We start from the raw sequence: 22,570 nt of genomic DNA, 5'->3' as shown, positions 1-22,570 counted from the left end.
GTCATTTCTCCTCAACTGCATTCAATTTGGGGACTGCACGCTTGATCGCTGCCGAGCTGCTGATCCAGACCGTTGCAATGCCTGCAAGGCCCAGAAGATTGGACTCAATCCCCTGATCCATCAGCGCAATGCCCGAGCAAAACATGACCGCGCGCTGCCAGAAGGCGAGCGAAACCCTGAAATAGCCGACCACGCCTGCGGCCACGCAGAACACGCCGGCCAGACCACTGACCACGGCCATGCCGATTTCCAGCGGCGTTCCCTGCAACATCAAGGCCGGCCCGTAAAAGAACATGTAGGGCAGGACAAAGCAGGTGATGCCGTAGCCGAATGCGGTCCAGCCGACCTTGTTGAGATCGGCCTTGGCAATTCCCGCGGCGACGTAGGACGCAAGCGCGACAGGCGGTGTGATCGTCGAAACGCAGCCGAAGAAGAAGACGAACATATGCGCGGTCAGGATCGGCACACCCATTTTCGCCAGCGCCGGCGCAACCACCGTTGCAAGGATAAGGTAAGCGGCGGTGGTGGGCAGGCCCATGCCGAGGATCAGCGCGGTGAACATCGTCAGGATCAGCGCCAGCAGCGTGTAGCCCATCGACGCATCAATGATCAGGCTGGAGATCTTTGATCCCAGTCCGGTAATGCCGAGGGTTCCGGCGATGATACCCGCAGCAGCGCAGGCAATCGCGATCGGGACGACGCTTTCCGCCCCTTCGACAATGGCGGTTCCGATCTTGCGGAACGTATCCAGCGAGATGCGGCGGGTCCAGATGACATGGCAAGCCAGAAGCAGCAGGATCGAGAAGAACGAGGCCATGAACGGCGAATAGCCGTTGACCATCATCACGATCAGCGTGACGAAGGGAATGAGGTATTGGCCGCCCTTGAGAAGGATCATCCAGATTGATTCATCATCATCCACCGGCTGTTCGAAAGGCACGATCTCGTTCTTGTGCGCCTGAAGATGAACGACGAAAAACATCGAACTGAAGAACAACAGCGCCGGGATCAGCGCGGCCCCCATGACGGTCGAATAGGGAACGCCGACAATTTCGGCCATGATGAACGCCGCGGCCCCCATGACCGGCGGCATGATCTGCCCGCCGGTGGAAACCACCGCTTCAATCGCACCGGCCTGATGGGCCTTGTAGCCTTCCTTCTTCATCATCGGAATCGTCAGGGTACCGGTGACGGCGACATTGCCGGCCGCCGAGCCTGAAATCATGCCGAGCAGCGTCGAAAAGATCACCGCCGTTTTGGCCCCCGCCGCCCGCATGCCGCGGGTCAGACGGTTGGCGACACGGAAGAAAAAATCGCCGGCGCCAAACGCACTGAGAAAGGCGCCATACATCGAAAACAGGATGATGTAGGTCGACGACACCCCGATCGGCACCCCGAAAATGCCATTTGATGTCGTCGTCATGTACTCGGCAATCCGTGTCAGGCTGTAGCCACGGCTGGCAAGCGGGCCAGGCAGGTATTCGGAAAAGAACGGATAGGTGAAAAAGAACGCGCACAAAAGCGCCAGCGCCAGCCCGGCGCCGCGGCGCGCCGCTTCCAGAACCAGCAATATGACGATGACCCCGACCGTGGCATCCATCGGAACCGTCGCACCGCCAGACATGGCGATGTCCTTCCAGCGCGACAGCAGATAGACGCCCGACCCGATGGTAATGGCGATCAGCACAAGCCGGAGCAGTTTGTCCCATGTTGCGTCCTTGAACCGCCGGCCGACCGGCGTGACCATGAACAGCAGCACCAGCATCATCACCAGATGGAACACGCGGATTTCGCGCGTCGACAAGACCACGATGCCAGACACGTTGAGCAGATGGAAAAGCCCGATCACGAATGCGACGGCGACAAAACCATGTTTGAAGAACTTATCGACCAGATTTGGCATATCGATTCCAAAGATGCTTGCACGGCAGCGGGCAGGACAAGGCGGGCTCGCCAGCCCGCCGGTCCCATCGTCTGGATGTGTCTGGGAACTATTCCTTGAAGAAGCGTTCGGCTCCGGGATGAAGCGGAATGGCAAGCTTCAACGACATGGCCGGGTCGATCTGCTTGGCCAGCGCATTCTCGGCGCGAAATTCATCCATGTTGCCATAGACCGACTTGGCGATCCTGTAGGCGGTGTCGTCATCCATGCTCGCATTCACGACCAGCACATTGGACACACCAACCACCGAACCGGCTTCATCGGTGTCGTAGACATCCGGCGCCACGGTGAAGGAACCATAGGCCGGGGTCTTTTCCTTCAATGTGGCCAGTTGCGCGTCAGTCAGGTTGATGAACCTCAGCTTGGCGGAGGCCTTGGCCTGCATCACCGCACCTGCGGGGTAGCCCGAAAGCGCAAAGGATGCATCGACGATGCCGTCCGACAACTGGCTGAAGCCGTCTTCGTAAGACACGAAGCTTGGCGTGATGTCGTCACTGCTCAACCCTTCCAGCGCAAGGATTGCGTTGAGAAACGGGATCGTTCCGCCACCTGCGGGACCAACCGCGACGCGCTTGCCCTTGAGGTCGGCAATCGAGGTGATGTCGGAACTGTCCAGCACCATCATGTGCAGAATGCTCGGGTGCAACGTGCCAATGGCCCGCAACTCGAGACCGGCGTCCTTGTAGGGACCGGTATTCTTGTTCGCCAGAACCGCCAGGTTGTTGTTGGTGATGCCCGCGTCCACCTCACCCGAACCAAGAAGCCGCGGATTCTGCACCGAGCCCTCGGTCACGATCGGCACCATGGTGATATCATTGCCGGCATGTTTCGAGACAAGCGTCGAAACCGCCTGGCCAACCGGATAGAACGCCCCGCCCTGGCTTGCCGTACCGAGGCGCAACTCTGCGGCCTGAGCCGCAACAGCCGAAAATGCAACCGTCGCGCCGACGGCGATCGACGCAATAAAAGCCCTGTAATTCATGTTTGTCTCCTCCCGGGAATGCCGAGGCTGTCTTTTGCCTCACTGCATCAAAGCCTATCACAATTATGTGTTCAGGCAACAAAAAATCGATATTCTTGTATTATGAAGAAAAATAGCCATATTGATCCCGACCGTGAACCGAGACCTGTTTTCCATCCCATCAGACCGGTCAGCGCGCAGGGAGGCGTCCGGCACCCCCTCTGTAGACACCTGCAGTCTACTGCCCATCCCGCGGCCATGCGGATGAATCTGGTCTGTTTTCCGGAGAATCGTGCAATAGGTTGGCCCATCCCCCATTTCAGTTGAGTGAGACCGATGCCTGAATTTCCCATCCCTGCCCCCAGAACGCCAACGATACCGATACAGGGCGGCGGGGAGTTTCCGGTAAGGCGCGTCTATTGCGTTGGCCGCAATTATGCCGCCCACTCCATCGAGATGGGTGACGATCCGGACCGGGATCCACCGTTCTTTTTCCAGAAAAATCCGGACAATCTCGATGCTTCGGGCGACTTCCCCTACCCGCCCCAAACTTCCGACGTGCACCACGAGGTCGAAATGGCCGTCGCGCTGAAAAAGGGCGGCACCGACATTCCTGTCGCCGAGGCACTGGATCATGTTTTTGGCTATGCACCTTGTCTTGACATGACACGCCGCGACCTTCAGGGCGAAGCCAAGAAAAAGGGCCGCCCGTGGGAAATCGGCAAGGCATTTGAACGCTCCGGGCCAATAGGGCCGCTGCAGACTGTTTCCCAGGTCGGGCACCCTGCCGCCGGACGTATAGAGCTGAAGGTCAATGGCGAGGTCAGGCAGGAAGGCGATCTCAACCAGATGATCTGGAAGGTGCCGGAAATGATCTCCTATCTTTCCGCCTACTTCGAGCTTCAGCCCGGCGATGTCATCATGTCCGGAACGCCGGCAGGTGTCGGCCCGGTGGTCAGAGGCGATGTCATGGTCGTCAACATTGCAGGGCTTCAAAGCCTGGAAGTCAAAGTTGTCTGACGGATCATTTCGCCACGCAGACCTCTTCGCGCCAGCAGTCCGCGGGCGCCTCGAACGATAAAGTCACGAGATACCAAGACAAAAAATCCTGCATGCCGGTCAGGATACGCGGCATGCAGGAGCAACAATCAGTCATACGACCTGCGCAAGCCGCAATTGGTCAACCGCGGCTTGCATCAGGTGTTATGGGCTATGCCACCCGCCGGGCGAGCACGGGTCCGGCAATTTCCCTGAACTCGTCGTCGCTCAGGATGTCACGCTTCTTGATGCCTGCCTGTTTGACCGCCTCCAGGATCTCGGCAATCTCGGCGTCGTCCGCAGGCCGCATGCCCATCTGGTCGAGCTTGTAGACAACCGATGCCTTGCCACTCTTCTTGCCAAGCACCACCTCGCCCACACGGCCGGTCAGTGCCGGATGCGTGCCGAACATCACCAGGGGGTCATGCATGACGTACTGGATGCCGATGCCGGACTCGCGGGTAAAGTTGCCGGCGCCGAGGATCGGCTTGTTGCGGGCAATCGGAATATTGGCGCGTTCGGACAGCAAACGGCCCAGTTTCGGCATCAGGTCAAACCGGTAGCCGGTCTCGTAGCCGTAAAGCAGGTCAAGCCCGAGCATCAGTTCCTCGAGAGCCGCATTGCCTGTGCGTTCGCCAAGCCCGTTGCCACAGCTGTGCACCACTTCCGCGCCTGCGGTAACCGCGGCCAGTTCCGTCGCCACGCCCATACCGAAATCATTGTGGGTATGGATCTCGATCGGAAGCCCCGTCATGCCCTTGACCCAGCGCACCATGTACTTGATCGCCTCTGGCGTGGCGCAGCCCATCGTGTCGACGATGCCGATCGAATCCGGCGGCGATTCCGCCATGATCCCCTTGCAGAGGTTCTCCAGGTCATCAGCACGGGCCCGCGTGGTGTCATAGGGAAAGAACACCGCGTAAAGTCCGTTTTCCCGGGCATAGTTGATGACCGGGGCACTGCGGGCCAGAACGTCTTTCCAGGTCCAGCCAAACTGTGTCACAAGCTTCGGATAGCCGATCGGCACTTCGATGATGACACCCTGCGCGCCACACTCGAGCGCCATGTCGATATCCTGCTTCATCGCACGCGCAAACGTGAAGATCCGGGACTTCAAGCCCAACTTGCTGATCTGCTTGATGGCTTCCGCATCCTGCGGAGAAACAGCCGGCATACCCGCCTCGATCCGGTCAACACCGACATCGTTGAGCATCTGTGCAATGGCTATCTTGTCATCAACGGAGAAAACGACACCTGGCGTCTGCTCGCCGTCACGCAGCGTTGCATCATGAATTTCGACTTTGGGAGGCAACTCGAGCGAATTGCGCACTTCCGGCACAAAATTATATGGGCTCACCCACCATTTTCCGTCTTCGAAATGCGTTTCGCGCATGAATTGGCCTCCACTGCCTAAAGATTCTGATCCCTGAAACTGTGCTCATGCAAACCATGGGTCGCCAGCTCATGTTGTGCATATTTTAAAGACCAGAACAAAAATATCAACTTTTTTATTGGAGGGAAATTCTCGAATTTTCCCTCGCGATGCGACCGACAAACAAACACTCCGCAACATGCATCGTCTATCATATTGATTTAACGCGTATTTCGTTAGCGAGAGAACAAGCACACAATACATCCTGGCAAAAACTAGCGCTTGCAGATTGGAAAAAATATCGATATTTTGGATCATGATGTCTTCTTTGCTCAGATCACGACTGCAATTAATCGCCGACAAGGGCTTCTCCATCATCGGCATGTCCAATCAGCAGGAGCGCAAGCTCGCCCCCGCTGAGATCATCAAGCTTTGCCACATGCTGCTTTCAGGCCGCGGTGAAGCCTCCGGCGCTGCGATCTCGCGCGAGATCCTGAACTGCTACAAAAGGCTTGATGAACCGGAGAAAACCGATTTCTTCCGGCTGCTGTTGTCGGAGTTTTCCGTCGAGCAGGACAAGGCGCTGGATGCCGCCAACGCCTATGTCAGCAATCCAAACCATCAGAACCTCGACAGGTTGCGGTCGGCTTCACAGCCGTCGCGCCTCAACCTCATCACGCGATTGAATCAGGCCCCCGATGCGACCAGATACCTGGTCGAAATGCGGGCCGATCTGCTGGCGCGGCTGCGCGAGGCACCGGAATTGCGGTTTGTTGATCGTGAATTCGTTCACCTGTTCACAAGTTGGTTCAGTCGCGGATTTCTTGATCTCAGGAGCATTGACTGGAACACCCCGGCAGCAATCCTGGAAAAGATCATCCAGTACGAAGCCGTTCATGGCATGGCCGGCTGGGAGGACCTGCGCAAGCGGATCAATCCTGAAGATCGCAGGATCTTCGCTTTCTTCCATCCCAGGCTCGGAGACGAGCCGCTCATCTTTGTCGAAGTGGCGCTGATGGACGAAGTCCCCTCCGCAATCGACAGCGTATTGGGCAACGAGAATTCGGAAGGGTCCGCGCTGGATAGCAAGCGGGCTAACTCAGCCATCTTCTATTCCATTTCCAACTGCCAGAAAGGCCTTCGCGGAATCCCGCTGGGCAACTTTCTCATCAAGCAGGTGGTGGAAGAACTGCGCACCGAATATCCGAACCTGAAGAATTTCGTCACCCTCTCTCCGGTTCCCTCATTCAGGAAATGGGCAGCAGGCGCGCTGGAGGGCACAAGCGACATTCAACTGCCGCCGGCAGCCCGCAAGGCGCTAGAACTTGCAAGCAAGGACGGCTGGCAAGATGACGCCAGGGCGGCCCAGGAAATCGAGACAATCCTCACTCCGCTGGCTGCCTGGTATCTCTGCAACGGCAATCCGGAGCGGCAACAGATCGACCCGGTCGCGCGCTTCCATCTGGGCAACGGCGCAAGGCTTGACCGCGTCAACTGGGCCGCGGACCGGTCGGAGAACGGCATGAACGGCTCATTCGGCATCATGGTCAACTATCGCTACCAGCTCGACGAAATCGAGACCAATCACGAGGCTTTCGCCAACAAGGGCCAAATCGTGGCCTCATCGGCAGTGAACCGCGCGGCCAAGCTCTTCGACAATATGCTTGCCAGACAAAATTCCGCGGCAGCATCTGCAAGCGGCGAGTCGGCTTCCATCGAATCGGCGGGGATGTCATGATGAGACGGAGTACCGCACGCAACTCGGGGACCGATTTGGACGAAGCTAGCCAGAAAAATGACATTGCGACCCAGGACGAGGCCGGATCCGGCCAGAACGGGGAATCGCTCGGGTCAAGCTCGATAACCAGCCAGGCCTATTCACGACTGCGTTCGGATATCATGTCCGGCGCCCTCACACCCGGCAAGAAGCTCAAGATCGAGGAATTGCGGGGCCGCTATGATTTCGGCTCGAGCCCTATCCGTGAAGCCTTGAGCATGCTGACCTCGGATCTGTTCGTCGAGCGCATCGACCAGCGCGGATTTCGTGTCGCCGATGTGAGTGAAAAGGAATTCGACGAGCTGCTTCGCACCCGGCGCTGGCTGGAGGAGCGGGCCTTGCGCGAATCCATTGCACACGGCGACAACCGCTGGGAGGAACAGGTGGTTCTTTCCGCTTACCGGCTTTCGCGTGTTCCGCGCTCCCAGGCCGATGACCAGTTCGTCGCCAACCAGGAATGGGAAATCCGCCACAAGCATTTCCACATGGCGCTGTTGGCCGCCTGCCCGTCCTCGATCATGCTCAAGTTTTGCGACCAGCTCTACGATCAGAACGTGCGCTACCGCCATCTGTCCGGCTCGAAAGCCTACCCGTCACGCGACATCAACGCCGAGCACAACGCCATTACGGATGCCGTGCTCGAACGGAACGCAGACCTCGCGGTCGAGCTCCTGATGTCGCATTACTCGACGACCGGAAATTTCCTCAAGCAAAAGCTGTCGCCGAAGAAAAAGGCCTGAACCCGGTCATTCTCGAACGCAACTGCTTGCCACCCGGAATGCCGTGCTCCGCCAAGGCGCCCGGACGATGCTGCCCTGAACCCGCTTTGCCCAAGGCAAAACCGGGCCGGCCCGTCAGGCCGACCCGGTTTGAAGATATTTCGCTCTAGGCTTCCGGCACCAGAACAAAGTCGAAGTCGACCTTGTAATAGGGATCCGTCAGCGCATCCCCCACGGCAAGCCCGTCTGGGACAGGATCGCCTGCCGACTGTTTTTCATAGACCATGATCAGCTTCTCACGCACCCCAAAGACCGCGTCCGCATCGAGATAGGGATCGTCGCTGGGGAAGACTTCGGTGACCAGCGAGCGATAGCCCGGTGCGGTGATGATGAAATGCAGGTGCGACGGCCGCCAGGGATGGCGCCCCGTGGCATGCAGCAACTCTCCCACCGGACCGTCATCGGGAACCGCATAAGGCTGCGGACGAATGGTCGTGAACAGATAGCGGCCGTCATCGCCGACCACCATATGACCGCGCAGATTGTATTCCGGCTGGTCCGGGTCCTGGTTCGAGTAAAGCCCGTTGTCCGCCGTCTGCCAGATTTCGATCTCGGCACCCTTGATCGGCTGGCCGTCAGGCCTGCGGACAATGCCCGAGACAATGACGGTCGCGCCCTCATTGTCCCCCTTCAGATCCCCGCCAACCGGCAGGTCGGGCGCACCCAGGATATGGAACGGGCCAAGCACGCTCGATGGCGTGCCGTCGTCGGGCGAGTTGATCATGTCGACCAGCGATGACAAGCCCAGCACATCGGAAAACAGCACGAACTCGTTGCGCTCTGAATCGGTGATCTCGCCGGCCTTGGTCAGAAGCTCCAGCGCCTTGCGCCATTCGGCATGGGTCAGCTTGTTCTCCACCGCGAAGGCGTGAAGGTGCTTGACCAGGCTCTCCAGCAAGGTTCTCACGCGCGGATCGGTCTCGGCTCCGCAATAGTCTAGGAAAGCCTGGGTTATGGTGTCCTGGTTCACGGTGCGCATAGCTCTACCTCAAGGTCGATTTCATTGGATGATCCCCGTCGAGAGAGCGGGGAAACGGATAATCAGCATCAGCACCAGCAGCATCACGAAAGCGAATGGAAGGGCGCCGAGGAAAACGTCTTTCAGACTGACGTTCGGGTCATTCAGGGTTGCCTTGATGACAAAGCAGGAAATACCGAGCGGAGGCGTCAGAAGACCGATTTCGGCGCCAATCACCGTGACGATGCCGAACCATACGAGGCTGTGCCCGCTTGCCTCGATCAGGGTGATGAACAGCGGCACAACGATCAGGATGATCGATGCCGTGTCGAGCAGCGTGCCGAGAAACAGCATCAGCAGGACATAGATGACCATGATGCCGAAGAAACCGAACTGGTAGTGATCCAGAAACGCATGCAGCTCGCCCGGCAGGTCGGCGTAGCCCAGCATGCGGCTGTAGAGCGATGCCATGGTGATCAGAAACAGGATCGAGGCGGTGATATAGCCGGTGTCGATTGTCGTTTCCCACAAGCCTTTCAGCCCGATCTTGCGGCGCGCCAGGGCGATAACCAGGGCGATCAGTGCGCCGGCAGCACCCGCTTCCACCGGCGTCAGCCAACCGGTGTAGATCCCGCCAAGCACGACAACGATGAGCAGGGTAATCGGCAGCGTCTTGTCCGCCAGCTCGGCATAGGTGAGCGGCGGCGTATCACTTGAGCCGGCATCCTCTCCGACAAAGGACGGCCAGAATTTGCCCATCAGCATGATGGTCAGGATGTAGGCGGCCGTCAGCAGCAACCCCGGGACGATGCCCGCCATGAACATCTCGCCGACGGATTGTTCGGCCACGAAGGAATAGATGATCAGCATGGCGCTTGGCGGAATAATCATGCCGAGAACGGACGAGCCGGCAACCACGCCAACGGCAAATCTGGGATTGTACTTGTAGCGCTGCATTTCCGGCACGGCGATCTTGGTGAACACCGACGCCGAGGCAATGGAGGAGCCGGTCACGGCAGCGAACACCGCGTTGGCGCCGACGGTTGCCATTCCGATGCCGCCGGTAATTTTCCTGAAGCCGCGGTTCATGACTGTATAGATGTCTGTCCCGACACCTGCCTTGGACACCAGTAGCCCCATCACGGTAAACAGCGGAATCGTGGCGAAGGAATATTCTGTCACGCCGTCGCCGACAGCCACCTTGAGGAAATTGAAGGCAAGAACTGATTTGCCGCTGATGATCCAGATCGAGGCGAACGAGACGAGGCCGAGCGCCACGGGAATGTAGACGCCCATGTAGATCATCACCACGATGGCGATGACTGAGATGATACCGATTTCAACAGGGGTCATGACTGGCTGCGCTGCATGTTGGAGGGGTCGTTGTCAGAGTCGGGAAAGGCGTCGCCGTAGTCTGAACCGGCAATTGCCTTGAGCAGAAACAACAGGGCCGAGAGCCCGACGCCAAAGAGGATCGCAAGCTTGGCGGGCCACCAGGGTGCGGTGAAGACGCCCGGCGTGCCGAAATAGTCGCACCGCCCCCAGGACTGGACCACATCTCCCCACATGCTTCCCGTCGGGGCGCCGCCAAATTCCGGCTGAACGAAGAAACCGCAACTGCCGAAGGCATCGAGGAATTCCGGCCACATCGTCCAGGTAATCAAAGCCATGAAGAGCCCGGACACCAGGTCGATCACGCGCGATGCGAGATGCGATACTTTCGGCCGGGTGCTCTGCATTAGCAGAAGGAAACCGTCTGAACGGGTCAGTCGTCCGCCCTGCACGACATTGGGCAATTGCAGGAAGACGATCAGCACCAGCGAGAAGATCACGACCTCGACAGTGCCGCGCAGCGGCGCGTGGAAAACTCCACGCGCCACCACATCGACATTCATGATGACAACGAGCAGCAGGATGAACGTGGTGCCTATCACGTTTGCGCCAACGGCAAGCTTTGTGGCAATGGCTCGAATACCGCTCACCAGATTTTGCATGTCTTCCGGTCCCGTGCTCGTTCTGGACTAAATCAGTTGGCGAGGTCAGCCGCCCAGTCACGGACCGGCGTTGCTCCGGCATCCACCAGCTTCTTCATGTATGCCTTCAGCATATCGGACCCCGGCGCGCCGGATTTGTCCAGACCTGCAGCCCACTCGGCAGCGATGTTCGGCATGGCTTTCGCCCATGCTTCGCGGTCGGCTGCGGGGAGTACGACGACGGTGCCGCCGGCAGCCTCGAAGGCTGCAACCGAAGATGCCGCCTTGTCCATTGCAACATTGGCAACCTGATCGCGGTACTCGACGGCAACCTTCTGAAGCACGGTCTTCACTTCATCCGGCAGCTTGGCCCAGATATCCTTGTTGATGGTCACGGTTTTCGAGTTCACCGCACCAAGGTCGACCTGCAGCATGTAAGGCGCCACTTCGGCCATCTTGAAGGTAACCGCGGCTTCCGGCCACAGCATGGCTGCATCCACCACACCGGTCTGAACCAGATTGTAGAAGTCCGGCAGACCACCGCGCACGCCGGCAGCATCCTTCACACCTTCAAGATAGCGCAGATTGTAGCCGGCTCCGGCAACCTTCTTGCCCTCGAGGTCTTTCAGCGAATTGAGCGGTGTCTTGGAGAACAGCTGATAGCTGTCGAGCACAACGCCGGTCGCCAGGTAAACCTGGTTTTCCGCATCGAACTCCTTGTTCATCTGCGGAAATTCCCGGGCGATCTCGTCAACCGCCTTGGCAACCACTCTTGCGTCGGCGGAAACCATCGGCGTTACCGCGGAAATGCCCTGGCTGGGCAGCGCGGAATTGTGGAAGATGGTGGTGACAATGCCGATGTCTCCGAGACCGAGCTTGATGCCCTCGAGCACGCCGCGGGGTTTGACGATGGCGCCGCCATAGGCTTCCTGCCAGTCGATCTTGTAGTTCCCGGTCTTGGCGAGTTCCTCGTTGACACGCGGAATGAAGAAGCCGGAAAACTCCTTCACCCACATCGATCGGTCAGGATAGCCGTCGATCGCAATCATCTTGATTGTTTCGGTTGCCTGTGCCGGCAACACCAGCGGCGAAAAGGCCATGCCCATAGACACAGCAGTCAAGAGACACATCCGGCGCGAAAGTTTCATCATGTAATCATCCTCCCAGTTGATCACCTGACTGCAGCATGCAGCTTCAGGCGGATTTCTTCTTCCAGATTTCCTCGATTTCAGTGCCCGCCTGCCGAAACAGCTTCGAAACCGGGCAATACTTGGCAACTTCCTGAGCCAGTCGCTGCAGATCGGCATCGCTGGCTGGCCCATCGGCCTCGACGGTCAGTGTGATCTTCTTGAAAGGAACGTCGACCTCCTCCGTCAACGTCACGCCCCTCCGGTCAAATTCACACACCGCAGAAATTTCGAAATGACCAACATCGATACCGAGGCTGTCCGCGCACTTGTTGCCGATCGTGTTGGTGCAGCCGACAAGCGCCGCAATCGCGGTATCCGTGGGCGTCGGCCCCAGGTTCGTGCCGCCACGCTCCAGCGGCTCATCGATGACAAACGACACATCACGCGTGCTCAGTTCCGAAAGCGAATGCGACCGGCATTTTGCCGCCATCCTGAGCTTCACTGTCGTTTTAGGCCTGATTTCCATGCTTGGCACGCTCCCTTCAGGTTACGCAAATGTGGAAACGTCTTCAAAATCGAAGCGCGGCAGACGCTGGAAAAGAGCCGTCTCGTCCGCATATCCGAGATTGCAGAGAAAGTTCGATTTCAATGTCGTGCCCTTGAAGAACTCTTCATCGACCACGGCATTGGAAAAGCCGGACATGGCGCCGATATCCAGCCCGATCGCCCGGGCGGCAATCATGAAATAGGCGCCCTGCAGCGTCGAATTGCGGAAGGCGGTTTCCTCGCAATACTCCGGCTTGCCCTCAAACAGCGGCCGCCGGTCGTCGTGGGGAAACAGTCTCGGCAGTTCACGCCAGAATTCGGTATCGTAGGCAATGATTGCCGTAACCGGCGCGTTGGCCATTTTGGCGACATTGGCCGGTTTGAGGGATTTCGCCAGCCGGTCCTTGCCTTCCCTGGAACGCACGTAAACGAACCGTGCCGGGCATGAATTCATGCTGGTCGACCCCATCTTCACGATGTCATGAATGCGGCGGAGCTGCTCCTCGGTCACCGGCTTGTCTGTCCAGGCATAATGGGAACGGGCACCGGTCAGGATGAGATCAAGCGAGTCCTGGTCCAGCATCCCGATGCGCTCGCGCAATGCTATTGCATCCGCTTGCGCGGCGGCCCGAAGATCTTCGGGTGTGGTTCCATCGGGTTTGTGCAGGTTCATTCAAGTCTCCATTTTCCAGGCCGCTTCACCAGCTTTCGCCGGCTCGCTCTCCACGGATCGCGCCTTTACGTAAAAGTCGCGCTTCCTGCGCAGGATAGCGGCATATCTTTCACTTCCAAAATTACACATATTTGCCTCAGTCGGTCAATAAATATCGATATTTTATTTTCCAAAACACTTTTTTGTGTAAAACTGAATTCAGGCCAACGGCAGAGGAGGAATGAAGATGCCAACTTGGGCTCAATACCGGGATATCGCCCGCGGACGCGGCGCCCTTGCCTATCAACTGTTCATCGTGGAATCGGTGGCAAAGGCTCCACCTGAAAAGATACAACAAATCCTGCCCTTCCACCTCGCCTATCAAAAGGAAATGGAAGCAGCCGGAAAACTGTTTCTTGCCGGACCGGTTTCCGATGAAACCGGGACGGCGATGAGCGGCGGCGGCCTTATCATCTACCGGGCCGAAGACATCGAGGAGGCGCGCGCAATCGCCGCCAAGGATCCCATGCACAAACAAGGCGGCCGCAGCTTCACCGTCCGCGCCTGGCTGGTCAATGAGGGCTCCCTGAATATTCAGCTCCGGCTTTCGGAACAACGCGGCGGTTTTGACTGAGGCTTCATCCGGTGAACAAGCACGACCCGATTACTCTCTATCACGGCAGAACCAGCGTCTGCTCGGCAAAGGTCCGTGTCGGATTGGTCGAAAAAGGTCTGGAATGGAATAGCCAACTGCTCGACCTCAAGGCCGGTGAGCAGTTCGACCCGGCCTATCTCGCGCTTAATCCAAACGGCGTTGTTCCGACCCTTGTGGACGGAGATCTGGTCGTTCTCGAATCGAGCCTGATCCTCGAATACATCGACAGCCTTTCGGATCGGAATCCGTTGATGCCGACGGATCCGAAGGCGATCGTGGCAACCCGGCACTGGCTGCTCAAATGCCTCGACATTCATGCCGCAATCAACACGCTGACCTACGCAACAATCCAGCGTTCCAGCATTCTCGCAACCAAGAAACCCGATCAGATCGCGGCAATGATTGCGCGGATCCCCAACCCGAAGGCGGCGGCAAAACGGCGGGACATTATCGACAACGGACTGGAGTCGGCGCATGTCGACGGCGACCTCCATGCCCTGTTCAATACATTCACCGAAATGAGCGCTGCCCTCGGTCGCGGCAAATGGCTGGCAGGCGAACGGCATTCGATGGCCGACATCGCACTCATTGCCTATATCGACCGGCTGGATCGCTTGGGGTTTGACGCCCTATGGTCCGGCCGCTTTCCGGAAATCAGCCCTTGGCTGGAGGCGTACCGGCAACGTCAGAGCTACCTGGACGCGATCGAGGCGTTCTCGCCCGCAGACGTGACCGCGAAAATGCGCACGCAAGGATCGGCGCACTGGCCGCGGCTTGAGCAAAAATGGCAGGCATACCTGCAAAACCGCTGATCGATGTAATCCGCATCACACAGTTCAAACCGCCATGTCTGCCGGCGCCGCTAAACATAGATGTATATTTTTACTCAGAATGATGCTTTGTCGATATTGTCGTTTCAGGACAGATCATTCGAAACTTTATTGGCACCAGAGGAATAATCATGGTCCAGGCAAAAGCGGCCATGGCATCGATTGCCGCACTGGCAGCTAACATGGAGAGCCCGGCTCACGCTCCCCCAAGCGGCGGAAATAGACAAGTTGAACGGCAGGTCAGCGGGTTTCCGCGTGGCTGGCGTACAGGGGTTTCATCAGGATCGGCGTCAGGTACATCGGGATCTGGTAGCAGCCGATGAACAGCAGCAGCGGATCGGTGATCGCCGCGGGAAGCGCCACCAGGAAAAGCGCGATGTTGCGATTGCCCGCAATGATCGACCAGGCAACCCGCGAGCGCTCATGACCGCGCCCGCCGGTCAACATGTAGGCTGCGATCTGCAGCGAGAAATTGATCGCAAAGGCTGCAGCCAGCGTGAGCACAACCAGCCCCGGTGTCCTGGTGATCGCCGGCCCCAGCGCAGACATCAGGCCGATCACCAGCACCGCCATCAACAGCGCCGACACACCATCGATGACGCCCAGCGTTTCGACCGAGGGCTGCGGGAAAAACCGTTTGCGGATCACGAAGGCCACCGCTGAAGAGCAACCGATCAGAAGCAACAGCTTGCCCGAGGCAAGCGCGATGGCGCCGAGTGATCCGAATATCGGCCACAGCACGAACACCGGCGCGACGGTCAGCGGCAGCAGGGCCACACCGGCAATCATCAGCCGGAGCGCCGGTGCCGGATCATGGCCGGTCATGATGGTCAGGTTGGGGCTGCCGGAGATCGACGGCGCTGCCGCCATCAGCACCATCGCAGTCGCCAGCGTTCCGTCCCAGCCAAGAGCCAGAAAAAGACCGGCCAAAACAGCGGGCAGCAACAACTGGTAGACCGCAACCAGCCGCAGGGAAATGTGGATGTCAGCCAGGCTGCCCCGCGCCGCCGACGGTCCGATGCGAAGCGCCGCCACCCCCAGCATGCAGGCAACCAGTTCCGGCAGCACGTCCCTCACCGCGCCTGCCAGGCCCGGAAACAGGATCCCGCCGAGAAGACCGGCAATGAGAACCAGCCGGCCATGATGGGCAAGCGTGAGAAACAGCTTCCGTAGCGCACCCATCACATCACTCCCCGTACGATCAGCATGACAGCCGCAGCACCCGAAATCGCCATCAGCGCCGGGCGGAACCGGCTGTCGAGGCGTCCGCCGATACGTCGCGCCACCCAGATCCCCACCAGCATCGGCGGCACCATCGCCAGGGCAAGATAGATATCACCGGCATGCGCCCAGCCGCTCAACGCAAGGCCGGCCAGCGATGCCGCGCAACCCAACGCAAAGAAGGCCGAAAGCGTCGGCCGCGCCTCGCCCGGTTTCCGGTCCTGGTAGATCAGGGCCAGCGGCGGCGCGCCGACCGAAGTGATGGTGCCCATCAATCCCGAAAGCCACCCCATGGAGACAAGACTGAAGCGCGAGAAGGCCCACCGCCAGCCGCTCAGCGACAGGATGACGGCAATGGCCACCATGATACCGAACACCAGCATGAAAGCCTTGCGGTCTTCCAGTTGGGACAGCACAAGCGCGCCGCAAGCCACACCGGCCAGCCGCCCGGCGATGCCAATGCCGACTTCCGGCCAGATGATGGAACCACGCTCGCGCCACCCGCCCATGCTTGCTGTCACCATGCCGATGATCAGCGTCGGCACCGGCACCAGGTGCGGGTCGATCAGGGCCAGGAGCGGCGCGGCGGTCAGCCCAAACCCCATACCAAGCCCGGCCTGGACGACGCTCGCGGCCATGACGATGAGAAAAACAGCCAGGATCAGCCACGGCTGATCGGCAAGTGGGAAGCCGCCGAGAAACACTTACAACACTTCATTTCTGGTTGGCGTCATGGAGCGCTTTAGCCCCCCGGACTCTGACGGATGTTGTCCGGCAGCCATGTTGCCAGATCGGGAAAGGCGATCAGCACGAACACCATCACGACCATGATCAGAAACATCGGAAAGGCCGCACGCGAGATGAAACTCATCTCGTGGCCTGTCATGCCCTGAAGCACGAACAGGTTGAACCCGATCGGCGGCGTAATCTGCGCCATTTCCACAACCACGACGATGAAGATGCCGAACCAGATGATGTCGATGCCGGCCTGGCGGATCATCGGCTCGACGACGGCGATGGTCAGCACGACCGACGAGATGCCGTCCAGAAAGCAGCCGATGACAATATAGAACACCAGCAGCGCCATCAGCAGCTCGAACCGGGTCAGCGCCAGCGACCCGATCCATTCCGCCAGTGCCCGCGGCAGGCCGGTAAAGCCCATCGACAGCGACAGGAACGCGGCGCCGGACAGGATCAGCGCGATCATCGCCGACGTGCGCATGGCGCCCATCAGGCTCTCGACGAATGTCGACCGGTTGAGCGACCCTTGCGCGATGGCGAGCAGCAATGCGCCGATCACACCGATGGCCGCGGCCTCCGTCGCCGTTGCATATCCCAAATACATCGAGCCGATCACGGCGGCGATCAGCAGCAGCACAGGGATCAGAAACCGCGAATTGGCCAGTTTCTCGCCAAATGACATCTCGGGCTCATTCATCGGCGCGTAACGGCTCGAGAATTTCGAATAGAGCCCGACATAGGCCATGAACATCAACGCCAGCACCAGGCCTGGCACGATGCCGGCCATGAACAGCTTGGTGATCGATTCATTGATCGTCACCCCGTAGACGATCAGCGTCAGCGATGGCGGGATCATCAGGCCGAGCGTTGCCGCCCCCGCCAGCGTTCCGATCACCATGTGCTCGGGATAGCCCCGCTTGCGCAGCTCCGGGATCGACATCTTGCCGACCGTGGTCAGCGTCGCCGCAGACGAACCGGAAACAGCCGCAAACACGGTGCAGCCAACCACATTGGTATGCAGGAGCCCGCCCGGCAGCCGCGCCATCCAGGGCGACAGGCCACGGAACATGTCCTCCGAAAGCCGTGTCCTGAACAGGATTTCCCCCATCCAGATGAACAGCGGCAACGCCGTCAACGACCAGGACGAGGCCGAACGCCAAATGATGGTCATCATCGCGTCTCCCGCCGGGCGCAGCGTAAACAGCTCCATCCCCAGCCAGGCCACCCCCAACAGGGCCAGTCCGACCCAGACGCCGGTACCGAGGAGCAGGAACAGAACAAACAGAAAGACGATGATCGGTGCAATCTCAGCCATGTGCGGCTCTACTCCCCATGGCTTTGGTCAACGAGATCCGAACCGATATTGTCGCCTCTGGTGACAAGCAGCGTGATCAGGTTGTCGGCAAAACACACCGCCAGCAACACCGCACCAATCGCCACCGGCGTCTGCACGATCCAAAGCGGCGTGGCATCCTGCCCCTGGCTGACATCATTGAGCTTGCGCGACCAGTAGACCAGCTTGACCGCGTACCAGGCGAGATAGCCCGACGCCGCCGTGCCAATGACCATGCACCAGAGTTCGCCCCAGAACCTTCGCTCGCCCAGTGCGGTCAGAAACAGATTGACCCGAATATGGACACCCCGGTTGAGCCCATGGGCAAAGGCCAGAAACGAGGCTGCTGCCATCAGGTAACCGGCATATTCCGACAGGCCCGGAACCGATATTCCCAACCAGCGTGTCGCCATCTGCGCCACGATCACCAGCAGGATAGCCAGCAGGCAGAACGCCGCCACATAGCCGGCAAAATCATAGACGGCATCAAGTGCACGCCTGACGGGATGTTTGTCGACTGCGGACGTCATGCCGTGCCTCCGAATTCGGGCGCCCGGGAGTACGGGCGCCCGCGTTGTCATCTGGTTGGGCTTACATGGACTTGTAAGCGTCGACGATGGCCTTGCCCTTGTCGCCGGCAGCCTTGATCCATTCCTCGGTCATGGTGTCGCCAAATCCCTGCAGCTCGGATTTGAGCTGATCGCTCGGGCCGCTGACTGTCATGCCGTTCTCAGCCAGGGTCTTGAGATAGCCGCTGGTCAGTTCGCGCGACTTGGCTTCGCCCGCCGCTTCCGCGGTTGCGCCGCATTCCATGAGTGCCTTCTTGCCGGCATCATCCAGGCCATTATAGGCGTCCTTGTTGACGAACACGGTGTTGCGCGGAAGCCATGCCTGGACGTTGTAGAAATGCGTCAGGCTTTCCCATACCTTGGAATCCACCCCGGTCGAGCCTGAGGAAATGAAGGCTTCCGCCACCCCTGTTGCCAACGCCTGGCTGAGTTCGGCTGCCTCAATTTGCACCGGAACCATGCCGGCAAGATCGGCAATCCGAGCGGTCGCGGCATTGTAGGCACGGAACTTGATGCCCTTCATGTCGGCCACGGAATTGATTTCCTTCTTGGCGTAGAAGCCCTGTGGCGGCCACGGCACCGAATAGACATAGACCAGGTTCTGTTCGTCCAGCGCCTCGGCGACCGTCTCTTTCGCAGCCTTCAGCAATTTTGCCGAATCGTCGAACGAGGTGGCCAGGAACGGCACTGAATCATAACCGAACAGCACGTTCTCGTTGGCATGGGCCGACAGCAACCGCTCACCGATCGGCGCCTGCCCGGTCTGCACCGCGCGCTTGATGTCGTTGCCGCTGAACAGAGATCCGCCCGGGTGGGTAACGATCTCGATTGCACCGCCGGTTGCCTCTGTCACGCATTTGGCGAAGACCGCACCATTCTCGGAATGGAAATTGCCGGCCGGATAGGCCATCGGCATGTCCCACTTGTCCGCATGCGCGGCAGTTGCGCCGGTGGCCAGTACGGCAACTGCGCCAAGGAATTTCACTATCATTTTCATGGCATTCTCCCTGTTGAAAAGCTCGTTGGTCCGATGCTCCGTCTAACCTGATCGAAAACGCGACGGAGCGTAAGGCGAAGTATCGAAATTTGGTAGTCGCCCGGAGATCATCTGGGCAATCATCCGGCCCGTTTTCGGCCCGCTCGTCAAGCCGACATGATGGTGGCCGAATCCGAGGAAGGCACCGCGGATGGTGGGCAATTCCCCGATGACCGGGATTGAATCCGCCGGCGCCGGCCGATGGCCCATCCATTCGGTCTTGTGTTTCCAGCTGATGCCCGGAATGGCGGCCTTGATGTTTTTCTCCAGAAGCGCCAGTGGCGCCCTGGATGGCGGCGCATTCAACCCGCCGAATTCGACAATGCCGGCAAGCCGCAGACGGCCCTCCATCGGCGTGGCGACGAATTTGCCCGAAGCGATCATCACCGGCGACCGCGGCATGATGCTGGGTTCCCATAGTTCCAGATGATATCCGCGTTCGCTTTCGAGCGGCACCTTGAGACCAAGCTGTCCGGCCAGCGGTCCCGACCATGCACCGGCTGCAAGCACCACCGCGTCGCAGGCTACGGTTTCGCCGCCGGTCCGCACGCCGCTCACCTTGCCGTTCTCTTCAACAACCGCCTCGGCATTGGCTTTGACAAAACGGCCACCCGAGGCCATCACGTGAGCGGCCAGCGCCTTGACATAGGCGCCCGGATCCGAAATCCGGCCATGATCGCCAAGCCTGACGGCAAAGCCCTGCTCCAGTCCGAATGCCGGATCAAAGCTCTTGAAGGCAGCCCCTTCGAGTTCTTCCCACTTGAAACCATGAGCCTTGCGGATCGACCAGCCGAAGGCGTCGGCCTCGTAATGGGCGCGGTCACGGTAGAGGAACAGGTAATTGTCCGGCTTCACCCAGTGTTCAGCGCCGGTGCCGGCCGAAAGCGCCTGGTGCTCGCCAAGGCTGTCTCCCACCAGCGGCGCCATCGCGGCGGCAATGCGCTTTGTGTCGGCAGCATTGGCGTGGCTGAGATACTTGATCAGCCAAGGCGCCAGTTTGGGCAGGTAGGGCCATTTGAGAAACAATGGTTGGTCGGGATCAAACAGCATCCCCGGAGCTTTGCGCAGCAAGCCCGGCGCGGTCACCGGGACAATCGAACACGAGGCCAGCACGCCGCCATTGCCATAGCTTGCGCCTTCGCCAATTCCCTTGCCGTCGATGAGCACGACCTTGTGTCCGTCGCGCTGCAGCCAGATCGCCGTTGAGACACCAACGATCCCGGCGCCGATGATGGCAACTGTCTTGCCTGCTGCACTCACGCCACCCACTCCGAAACCGGGGCCGCCGCTTCATGCAATGGCTGGGAAATGACATCGACCAGCGTCGGGCCGTCATGAGCCAGCGCCTGACGCAGGACCGTTTCGAGATCGTCGGGATCTTCCACCCGCCAGGATTTGACACCAAAGGCGCTTGCGACCGCGGCATGGTCGGTACGGTTGAAATCGACATTGTAGAACCGCCCGCCGAAGCCGGCATTCTGTCCCGCCTTGATCCAGCCATACGTGGCATTGGAAAACACTATGCAGGTGATCGGCATCCGGTAGCGCACCAGCGTTTCCAGCTCACCACAGCAAAACCCGAACGAGCCGTCGCCCATCACGGCCACCGTCTTGACGCCCGGCCGCCCCGCATGCGCGCCCATGGAGGCCGCCAGCGCATAACCGAGCGCACCATGGGCGCGGTTGGTGATGAAGTTGCGTCCGGCACGGGGCCAGCGGTAATGCGCAGAAAAATACGGGCACGGCGTTCCGGGGTCGGCCACGATGACAGCGTCATCATCCAGCAACCTGGCCAGCGTGGCCACCACCCGTTCTGGCCGGATCGGGGTCTCGGTGCTCGCGGCCAGCGGCGCGAAATCCGCCAGCTTGGCGTCCCATGCAGCTTGCGCCCGGCGAATGCCATCCTGCGCGGTCACGCCTGCCCCGGCTTCAAGCGCATCGGCCAGCGCCGAAAGCGCCAGTTTCGCATCAGCGCAGATTGCCACCGCCGTGGGATAATTGGCGCCGATCACCATGGCATCGCTGTCGATGTGGAGGATGGTCTTGTCCTTGCCCGGTGACCGCCAGCGCTCCGTGGTAACGGATCCCGCGCGGCAGCCGATGAACAGCACCACATCGGCCCCATCGATGACGGCGCGCGTGGCCGGATTGCCACCGTTGGAGCCGACAACACCAACCGCAAGCGAATCGGTCTCGGCCAGAGCGCCCTGCCCCGAGACCGTGGTCGCAATCGGCAGTTCAATAAGATCCGCGAGCCGCTTCAACTCATCAAAAGCACCCGCGATCACCGGCCCGCCACCGCAGATCGCCACGGCAGACCTGGCGTTTTTGAGGACTGCAGCAGCTTCAGCGATGGCATCCGGGTCCGGCCCGGCTCTTTCCGACGGGAAAGTGCAATGCCGTTCTTCCGCCCAGACCTCTGCCAGATCGGTGCCGGATTTCTGTGTATTGAATGGCAGCGCCAGATGCACGGCCCCGGGCCGGCCGGTTGTCATGGCGCGAAATGCCTGCCTGATCATCGCCGGCAAACGCGCTGCATCATCCAGCGATGCGTTCCACTTGGTGACCGGACGGAACACCGCGATCTGGTCAAGCTCGGTTAGCGGATAGCGGCCGCGCGAGGTGGTTGCGACATCGCTGGTGATCGCCAGCACCGGTATCGAACTCTCGTTCGCCTCGACAACGCCGGGCAGCATGTAGGTCGCCCCGCCGCCCGAAGGCCCCTCGCAGACGCCGGGCTTGCCTGAAACCCGCGCATAGCCGTCCGCCATGTAGGCGGCGTGACGTTCATCGCGTGTCAGAAAATGCGTGATCCCGTGGTCCTGGCGCGCAAGCACATCATAAAGTGGCAGGCTGGTATCGCCACACAGACCGAACATGTGGGTTACCTTGTAGGCTTGCAGCATTCGCACCAAGGCTTCGGCCCCAACCATCTGGTTTGTTGACTGCTGCTCCAACGCCTGCCCTGCTCTTGACCGCCCCGAAGCGCGCATCTTGTGAAGCCGGCGAAGCTGTGTCAACACATTCCAATCAGCCGTCCCAATCTAGCGGCTTGAT

At 59.6% G+C, this 22,570-nt stretch carries 21 protein-coding genes; 5 read left to right on the top strand and 16 right to left on the bottom strand.

Annotation, left to right across the window (positions count from 1 at the left end; translation table 11 throughout):
* Position 1: 1 nt before the first annotated feature.
* Both WNY80_RS00855 and WNY80_RS00850 read right to left on the bottom strand, forming a co-directional pair.
* Positions 2-1,903 carry a TRAP transporter fused permease subunit gene (locus tag WNY80_RS00855; protein WP_342885446.1) on the bottom strand — a complete coding sequence of 634 codons (1,902 nt, stop codon included), beginning with the start codon at positions 1,901-1,903 and terminating at the stop codon, positions 2-4.
* A gap of 88 nt (positions 1,904-1,991) precedes the next feature.
* Positions 1,992-2,924, bottom strand: coding sequence for a TAXI family TRAP transporter solute-binding subunit (locus WNY80_RS00850; RefSeq protein ID WP_342885445.1), 933 nt, complete (start codon positions 2,922-2,924; stop codon positions 1,992-1,994).
* A gap of 315 nt (positions 2,925-3,239) precedes the next feature.
* Here WNY80_RS00850 and WNY80_RS00845 point away from each other — a divergent pair, with 315 nt between their 5' ends.
* Complete coding sequence (locus tag WNY80_RS00845) at positions 3,240-3,923, top strand: fumarylacetoacetate hydrolase family protein (RefSeq protein WP_342885444.1); 684 nt, start codon at positions 3,240-3,242, stop codon at positions 3,921-3,923.
* A gap of 190 nt (positions 3,924-4,113) precedes the next feature.
* On the opposite strand, the gene WNY80_RS00840 is transcribed toward WNY80_RS00845, so the two are convergent.
* Positions 4,114-5,334, bottom strand: coding sequence for a hypothetical protein (locus WNY80_RS00840; RefSeq protein WP_342885443.1), 1,221 nt, complete (start codon positions 5,332-5,334; stop codon positions 4,114-4,116).
* A 307-nt stretch (positions 5,335-5,641) separates the two neighbouring features.
* Between WNY80_RS00840 and WNY80_RS00835 the strand changes: the two genes are divergently transcribed.
* Both WNY80_RS00835 and WNY80_RS00830 read left to right on the top strand, forming a co-directional pair.
* Complete coding sequence (locus tag WNY80_RS00835) at positions 5,642-7,051, top strand: malonyl-CoA decarboxylase (protein ID WP_342885442.1); 1,410 nt, start codon at positions 5,642-5,644, stop codon at positions 7,049-7,051.
* Positions 7,052-7,086: 35 nt separating this feature from the next.
* The gene (locus WNY80_RS00830) at positions 7,087-7,830 is read left to right on the top strand and encodes an FCD domain-containing protein (RefSeq protein ID WP_342885441.1); all 744 of its coding nucleotides are present in this window, start codon (positions 7,087-7,089) and stop codon (positions 7,828-7,830) included.
* A gap of 145 nt (positions 7,831-7,975) precedes the next feature.
* Here WNY80_RS00830 and WNY80_RS00825 read toward each other — a convergent pair whose 3' ends face one another.
* The 6 genes from WNY80_RS00825 to WNY80_RS00800 form a co-directional block, all read right to left on the bottom strand.
* Positions 7,976-8,848: a dioxygenase gene (locus tag WNY80_RS00825; RefSeq protein ID WP_342885440.1), complete on the bottom strand. Its 873-nt coding sequence runs from the start codon at positions 8,846-8,848 to the stop codon at positions 7,976-7,978.
* A gap of 21 nt (positions 8,849-8,869) precedes the next feature.
* Positions 8,870-10,180 carry a TRAP transporter large permease gene (locus WNY80_RS00820; protein WP_342885439.1) on the bottom strand — a complete coding sequence of 437 codons (1,311 nt, stop codon included), beginning with the start codon at positions 10,178-10,180 and terminating at the stop codon, positions 8,870-8,872.
* Positions 10,177-10,821, bottom strand: coding sequence for a TRAP transporter small permease subunit (locus WNY80_RS00815; protein WP_342885438.1), 645 nt, complete (start codon positions 10,819-10,821; stop codon positions 10,177-10,179). The genes WNY80_RS00820 and WNY80_RS00815 overlap by 4 nt, the downstream gene beginning before the upstream one ends.
* Positions 10,822-10,853: 32 nt before the next feature.
* Complete coding sequence (locus WNY80_RS00810; protein ID WP_342886279.1) at positions 10,854-11,912, bottom strand: C4-dicarboxylate TRAP transporter substrate-binding protein; 1,059 nt, start codon at positions 11,910-11,912, stop codon at positions 10,854-10,856.
* Positions 11,913-11,994: 82 nt separating this feature from the next.
* On the bottom strand, positions 11,995-12,456 hold the full coding sequence (locus WNY80_RS00805) for an OsmC family protein (protein WP_342885437.1): 462 nt from the start codon (positions 12,454-12,456) through the stop codon (positions 11,995-11,997).
* A 21-nt stretch (positions 12,457-12,477) separates the two neighbouring features.
* Positions 12,478-13,059 (bottom strand): malonic semialdehyde reductase, encoded by a 582-nt coding sequence (locus tag WNY80_RS00800; RefSeq protein ID WP_342886278.1) that lies wholly within the window; start codon positions 13,057-13,059, stop codon positions 12,478-12,480.
* A 316-nt stretch (positions 13,060-13,375) separates the two neighbouring features.
* Here WNY80_RS00800 and WNY80_RS00795 point away from each other — a divergent pair, with 316 nt between their 5' ends.
* Complete coding sequence (locus WNY80_RS00795; RefSeq protein ID WP_342885436.1) at positions 13,376-13,762, top strand: YciI family protein; 387 nt, start codon at positions 13,376-13,378, stop codon at positions 13,760-13,762.
* An 11-nt stretch (positions 13,763-13,773) separates the two neighbouring features.
* Entirely contained in the window at positions 13,774-14,595 is an 822-nt protein-coding gene (locus WNY80_RS00790) for a glutathione S-transferase family protein (RefSeq protein ID WP_342885435.1), read from the top strand.
* 258 nt (positions 14,596-14,853) lie between these two features.
* On the opposite strand, the gene WNY80_RS00785 is transcribed toward WNY80_RS00790, so the two are convergent.
* The 7 genes from WNY80_RS00785 to WNY80_RS00755 form a co-directional block, all read right to left on the bottom strand.
* Complete coding sequence (locus tag WNY80_RS00785) at positions 14,854-15,795, bottom strand: hypothetical protein (protein WP_342885434.1); 942 nt, start codon at positions 15,793-15,795, stop codon at positions 14,854-14,856.
* Entirely contained in the window at positions 15,795-16,538 is a 744-nt protein-coding gene (locus WNY80_RS00780; protein WP_342885433.1) for a sulfite exporter TauE/SafE family protein, read from the bottom strand. The genes WNY80_RS00785 and WNY80_RS00780 overlap by 1 nt, the downstream gene beginning before the upstream one ends.
* Positions 16,539-16,576: 38 nt before the next feature.
* Complete coding sequence (locus WNY80_RS00775; protein ID WP_342885432.1) at positions 16,577-17,890, bottom strand: TRAP transporter large permease subunit; 1,314 nt, start codon at positions 17,888-17,890, stop codon at positions 16,577-16,579.
* A gap of 8 nt (positions 17,891-17,898) precedes the next feature.
* Positions 17,899-18,438, bottom strand: coding sequence for a TRAP transporter small permease (locus tag WNY80_RS00770; protein ID WP_342885431.1), 540 nt, complete (start codon positions 18,436-18,438; stop codon positions 17,899-17,901).
* Between the two features lie 61 nt (positions 18,439-18,499).
* Entirely contained in the window at positions 18,500-19,474 is a 975-nt protein-coding gene (locus tag WNY80_RS00765) for a TRAP transporter substrate-binding protein (RefSeq protein ID WP_342885430.1), read from the bottom strand.
* Between the two features lie 42 nt (positions 19,475-19,516).
* Complete coding sequence (locus tag WNY80_RS00760; RefSeq protein WP_342885429.1) at positions 19,517-20,773, bottom strand: FAD-binding oxidoreductase; 1,257 nt, start codon at positions 20,771-20,773, stop codon at positions 19,517-19,519.
* Positions 20,770-22,446 (bottom strand): thiamine pyrophosphate-binding protein, encoded by a 1,677-nt coding sequence (locus WNY80_RS00755; protein WP_342885428.1) that lies wholly within the window; start codon positions 22,444-22,446, stop codon positions 20,770-20,772. The genes WNY80_RS00760 and WNY80_RS00755 overlap by 4 nt, the downstream gene beginning before the upstream one ends.
* Between the last annotated feature and the right edge of the window lie 124 nt (positions 22,447-22,570).

Origin of the sequence: Hoeflea sp. AS16, assembly GCF_038900095.1 — a bacterium.
Taxonomy (GTDB): Bacteria; Pseudomonadota; Alphaproteobacteria; order Rhizobiales; family Rhizobiaceae; genus Hoeflea.
This window is presented reverse-complemented; position numbering and strand designations above follow the sequence as displayed.

Bases quoted from the DNA above. Each gene is read 5' to 3' on its own strand.
- WNY80_RS00795 (WP_342885436.1), top strand. From the start codon at position 13,376: ATGCCAACTTGGGCTCAATACCGGGATATCGCCCGCGGACGCGGCGCC.
- WNY80_RS00825 (WP_342885440.1), bottom strand. From the start codon at position 8,848: ATGCGCACCGTGAACCAGGACACCATAACCCAGGCTTTCCTAGACTAT.
- WNY80_RS00775 (WP_342885432.1), bottom strand. From the start codon at position 17,890: ATGGCTGAGATTGCACCGATCATCGTCTTTCTGTTTGTTCTGTTCCTG.
- WNY80_RS00805 (WP_342885437.1), bottom strand. From the start codon at position 12,456: ATGGAAATCAGGCCTAAAACGACAGTGAAGCTCAGGATGGCGGCAAAA.
- WNY80_RS00815 (WP_342885438.1), bottom strand. From the start codon at position 10,821: ATGCAAAATCTGGTGAGCGGTATTCGAGCCATTGCCACAAAGCTTGCC.
- WNY80_RS00785 (WP_342885434.1), bottom strand. From the start codon at position 15,795: ATGGGTGCGCTACGGAAGCTGTTTCTCACGCTTGCCCATCATGGCCGG.
- WNY80_RS00855 (WP_342885446.1), bottom strand. From the start codon at position 1,903: ATGCCAAATCTGGTCGATAAGTTCTTCAAACATGGTTTTGTCGCCGTC.
- WNY80_RS00850 (WP_342885445.1), bottom strand. From the start codon at position 2,924: ATGAATTACAGGGCTTTTATTGCGTCGATCGCCGTCGGCGCGACGGTT.
- WNY80_RS00770 (WP_342885431.1), bottom strand. From the start codon at position 18,438: ATGACGTCCGCAGTCGACAAACATCCCGTCAGGCGTGCACTTGATGCC.
- WNY80_RS00845 (WP_342885444.1), top strand. From the start codon at position 3,240: ATGCCTGAATTTCCCATCCCTGCCCCCAGAACGCCAACGATACCGATA.
- WNY80_RS00800 (WP_342886278.1), bottom strand. From the start codon at position 13,059: ATGCTGGACCAGGACTCGCTTGATCTCATCCTGACCGGTGCCCGTTCC.
- WNY80_RS00820 (WP_342885439.1), bottom strand. From the start codon at position 10,180: ATGACCCCTGTTGAAATCGGTATCATCTCAGTCATCGCCATCGTGGTG.
- WNY80_RS00840 (WP_342885443.1), bottom strand. From the start codon at position 5,334: ATGCGCGAAACGCATTTCGAAGACGGAAAATGGTGGGTGAGCCCATAT.
- WNY80_RS00765 (WP_342885430.1), bottom strand. From the start codon at position 19,474: ATGAAAATGATAGTGAAATTCCTTGGCGCAGTTGCCGTACTGGCCACC.
- WNY80_RS00755 (WP_342885428.1), bottom strand. From the start codon at position 22,446: ATGGTTGGGGCCGAAGCCTTGGTGCGAATGCTGCAAGCCTACAAGGTA.